The sequence below is a fragment of the Candidatus Amarolinea aalborgensis genome, from assembly GCF_900491745.1.
Classification (GTDB): Bacteria; Chloroflexota; Anaerolineae; order SSC4; family Amarolineaceae; genus Amarolinea; species Amarolinea aalborgensis.
The window spans coordinates 1-1661 of the sequence record NZ_UETR01000078.1; the positions used below are offsets into that span (position 1 = coordinate 1).

Annotated in this window: 2 protein-coding genes; both read right to left on the bottom strand. The window is 62.4% G+C overall.

Annotation, left to right across the window (positions count from 1 at the left end; genetic code table 11):
- Positions 1 to 37 precede the first annotated feature (37 nt).
- Positions 38 to 565, bottom strand: a complete 528-nt coding sequence (locus ACPQ6D_RS23755) for a DUF6391 domain-containing protein (RefSeq protein ID WP_423226834.1) — start codon at positions 563 to 565, stop codon at positions 38 to 40.
- Positions 562 to 1587 (bottom strand): glycosyltransferase family 2 protein, encoded by a 1026-nt coding sequence (locus ACPQ6D_RS23760; RefSeq protein ID WP_423226835.1) that lies wholly within the window; start codon positions 1585 to 1587, stop codon positions 562 to 564. The genes ACPQ6D_RS23755 and ACPQ6D_RS23760 overlap by 4 nt, the downstream gene beginning before the upstream one ends.
- Positions 1588 to 1661 lie beyond the last annotated feature (74 nt).

A 1661-nucleotide genomic window follows, 5' to 3' on the forward strand; every position in this document is an offset into this window, starting at 1 on the left:
CTGCGGAAGTCCCAGGTCTGGACTTCGGAAGTCTGCGTCAGGGATGAAGCAGTTCAACGACATGCACCGGCACGCCGCCCAGGTCAGACCGGCGCGTTACCTTGCCCAGGCGCACGCCTTGCACCTGCGCGGAGGTGGTGACAAACTCCTGCAAGGTGTGACCCAGGGGTTGGGCGACAAACAGGGCCAGCGTAGCCGCGGAAAACGCCGTGGGCAGCGACTCCCAAACCGACCATTTGCGGTCCCCGCGGGCGCTGAGGGCGGTGACGGCCCAGGCCGCGGCGCCTGCCAGCATGCCCGACGTGACGAAGTTCGTGCCGCAGTTGGGGTGCACGGCCAGATGCGCGTCGCCGGCCTGTAAACGCCGCAGAGCCTCCTTGACCGCGCGCTCCAGCTCATCAGCCTTCATATCGCCATAGATGATGAACCCCTTGGTGTCACTACGGGCCACAATGCGCCGATTGGCGTTGGCCGCGGCCAGGAGATAGACCGTGGCGTGTTCGATGCCGTGATTGCGGCGGACGATAGATACAATGGGGACATTTTCTAGCAGGTTCGTAGTCATGGCGCTTGTTTTGCCTCTTGTTCGGTTGCGTGGTTTTCGAGGACTTCCCGGATGACAAAAATGGGTTTGTCCTGCGTTTCATAGTAGGTGCGCATGGTCATCTCGCCGAGCAAGCCGATGCTCATCATTTGCACACCGAGCATCACCAGCAGCACGGCCAGGAGCAGCAGCGGTCGGCTGCCAATGCTCTGGCCCAGAACGAGTTTGAGGTACGTCAGGTAGAAACCGATTGCCGTCCCCAGCGCGCCCATCGCCAACCCGATGCCCCCAAACACATGCAGGGGTCGTGTGGCGTAGCCCAGCAGAAAGCGCACCGTGATTAAGTCCAGGATCACGCGGAAGGTGCGGCTGAGGTTATATTTGGAACGTCCAAACTGTCGCGCACGGTGGTTCACCGGAATTTCCGCAACCTCGGTGCCCATCCAACTGGCAATCGCGGGAATGAAGCGGTGCAGTTCGCCGTACAGCTTCACATTTTGCAGCACTTCGCGGCGATACGCCTTGAGTGAGCAGCCATAGTCGTGGAGGGCGACGCCGGTCACACGCGAGATGAGCGCGTTGGCGATGTGCGATGGCAGCCGTCGTGAGAGCGCGGCATCCTGACGCTGCACGCGCCAGCCGCTGACTACGTCATAGCCTTCGGCGATCTTAGCGAGCAGCAGACCGATGTCGGCTGGATCGTTCTGTAGATCAGCATCAATCGTCACGATGACCGCGCCGCGCGCGCGGCTGAAACCCGCGGCAAAGGCCGCGGTTTGGCCGAAGTTGCGGCGAAAGCGCACCACACGCACATGCGCCGGGTCTTGCGCTTGCCAGGCGCGCAGCAGGGCGAAGGAGTTGTCGCGACTGCCATCGTCCACGACAATGATCTCAAAGGGGCGGTTCAGCGCGGCCAGCGCGGCGGTCAACTGCGTCTGCAGCGCCGGGATGCTTTCCTCCTCGTTGTACAAAGGCACGACCACTGAAACAGCGAGCGCGTCGGTCGCGGCGATAGGGGGCAGGGCTGCGCCTGCATCAGGCATCATGTTTCTCCTACCGGTATGGGGGCTGATTCCCACCAGGCCGCCGGCGTGACATAGAGAATACCCCCGGTCAG